The sequence below is a fragment of the Candidatus Eisenbacteria bacterium genome (assembly GCA_018831195.1).
In the GTDB taxonomy this organism is placed as follows: domain Bacteria; phylum Eisenbacteria; class RBG-16-71-46; order CAIMUX01; family JAHJDP01; genus JAHJDP01.
Genome location: JAHJDP010000113.1, coordinates 1 through 2,354, shown reverse-complemented (window position 1 = coordinate 2,354; position 2,354 = coordinate 1). Strand labels below are relative to the sequence as shown.

Here is a 2,354-nt window from a genome sequence, read left to right as displayed (position 1 = left end):
CCATCCACCGAGGCGTCGGCACCCAGGCCGAGCGCGACGCCGCCATCCCTGCTCCATCCATGGGCGACGAGTGGTTCAACACCGACCTCGCAGGCGGCGGCAAGTGGGAGAAACACACCGGGACCGACTGGAAGCGAAGCTGACCGCGAAATCTCGCAGTTGGCGATTTGAAAACGCGTCTCCCACATCGTGGAAACCCTTCCAAAAGAGAAGGCATAGCCGAAGTGATTACGGTGGCGAGACTTAACACGTCTCTGAGATTTTTCTTGATTCTTGTCTTCAAGTGTTATAACGTTTGCAATATTGACAGACAACCCTGGTGCGCCGTGCCCACTAAGCAGAGGATGAGTCGATGGCACCCGAAGAAAGAGATTATCCCACGCTGGTGAAGGAGGTTCGCAATCAACTCGGCCTCAGCCAGGAAGACCTTGCACGTGAATTAGGCGTCAGCTTCGCCACTGTAAATCGATGGGAAAACGGCCAAGCTAAGCCATCGAAGCTGGCTAAGGCTCAGCTTGACGCATTCTGCGCCAAGAGGATCAGACAAGGCAGCCTGAAACTGCCTCAAAAGCTTCAAGATTGGAGGCATGTGTAGCTATGCCCTTGAACGAAGCTGATACCTGCCGCCGTTATATAGTTCCCAAGCTGCAAGCTGTGGGTTGGGATGACGAGCCGCATCGTATTAACGAGCAAGTTACTTTTACCGACGGTCGCATCATCGTGTCTGGCCGGCAGGGGCGGAGAAGGCCTGGCAAGCGCGCCGATTACATTCTGCGTTACCGCCCTGATATGCCCATAGCTGTGGTGGAGGCCAAGCCGTCTTATGTCACTCCCGGCCAAGGTCTTCAGCAAGCGAAGGATTATGCAGAAATCCTTGGGCTCAAGTTTGCTTATGCTACAAACGGACAGGGAATTGTCGAATTCGACTATACGACGGGCCTTGAACGCGGGATAGAAAGCTTCCCGACACCAGATGAGCTGTGGACACGCCTGATCAATTCAGAGGCTCTTGGTCCGCAGTTGGCCGAGCGTTTACTTGCTCCTGCCTACCATCTGAGCGGGAAATCGCCGCGCTACTATCAAGAAATCGCCATTAACCGCACCGTTCAAGCAGTACTCCTGGGCCGAAGACGCATTTTGCTTACGATGGCCACCGGTACGGGCAAGACCGTCGTGGCCTTTCAGATCTGCTGGAAGCTATGGTCATCGCGCTGGAATCGCACCGGTGATTACCGACGTCCGAGGATTCTCTATCTGGCTGATCGCAACGTGCTCGTTGACGATCCTATGGCCAAAATCTTCACTCCTTTCGGTGACGCACGATGGAAGATCGAGGGAGGCGTTGCCAATAAAGGCCGTGAGATGTACTTCGCCATCTATCAGGCCATCGCTTGCGACGAGCGAAGACCCGGCCTGTATCGCGAGTATGCGTCTGACTTCTTCGATCTGATCATTGTGGATGAGTGCCACCGAGGTAGTGCCAAAGACGACAGCAACTGGCGGGCTATTCTGGAGTATTTCGAGCCGGCATTCCAGGTTGGGATGACAGCCACACCACGCCGCCAGGATAATGCGGACACGTACCGATACTTCGGCGACCCCATCTACCAATATAGCCTTCGCCAGGGAATTGACGATGGATTTCTTGCCCCATACCGGGTCCACCGCGTCATCACCACTTGGGATGCTGCAGGTTGGCGTCCCACCCAAGGAGAGCTTGACCGCTACGGGCGAGAAATTCCGGACGAGGAATACCGCACGAACGATTTCGAGCGAGTAGTGTCCCTGAAGGCCAGGACTGAAGCTGTCGCAAGGCATTTAACCGAGTTTCTGAACAAGACAGGGCGCTTCGACAAGACTATCGTTTTTTGTGTCGATCAGGAGCACGCCGACGAGATGCGTCGTGTGCTGAACAATCTAAACTCCGACCTAACCCGCCAGCATTCTGACTACGTTTGCCGTGTTACGTCCGATGAAGGCGGCATTGGCCGTGGGCACTTGAGCAATTTCCAGGATGTTGAACGGCGCACTCCTGTTATTCTCACTACGTCACAGATGCTGACCACGGGAATAGATGCGCCGACGGTGCAGAATGTTGTGCTCGTTCGGGTCATCAACTCGATGACCGATTTCAAACAAATCATTGGACGAGGAACGCGGGTCCGGGATGACTACGGCAAGTTCTTTTTCAGCATCCTGGACTATACCGGATCGGCCACTCGCATGTTCGCTGATCCGGACTTCGACGGCGACCCGTCTATCGAAACGGAACAGCATATCGATGAAGATGGTCAGCCGACCGATGACGAAATCGTCATTACGCCCGAGGAAGAGCCTGAGCCTGGCGACGAGGT

At 54.8% G+C, this 2,354-nt stretch carries 2 protein-coding genes; both read left to right on the top strand.

The window, feature by feature from the left end; translation table 11 throughout:
- Positions 1 to 352: 352 nt before the first annotated feature.
- Positions 353 to 595 carry a helix-turn-helix domain-containing protein gene (locus KJ970_19400; protein MBU2693088.1) on the top strand — a complete coding sequence of 81 codons (243 nt, stop codon included), beginning with the start codon at positions 353 to 355 and terminating at the stop codon, positions 593 to 595.
- A 2-nt stretch (positions 596 to 597) separates the two neighbouring features.
- The coding region (locus tag KJ970_19395; protein ID MBU2693087.1) for a DEAD/DEAH box helicase family protein at positions 598 to 2,354 on the top strand (1,757 nt) is incomplete at its 3' end.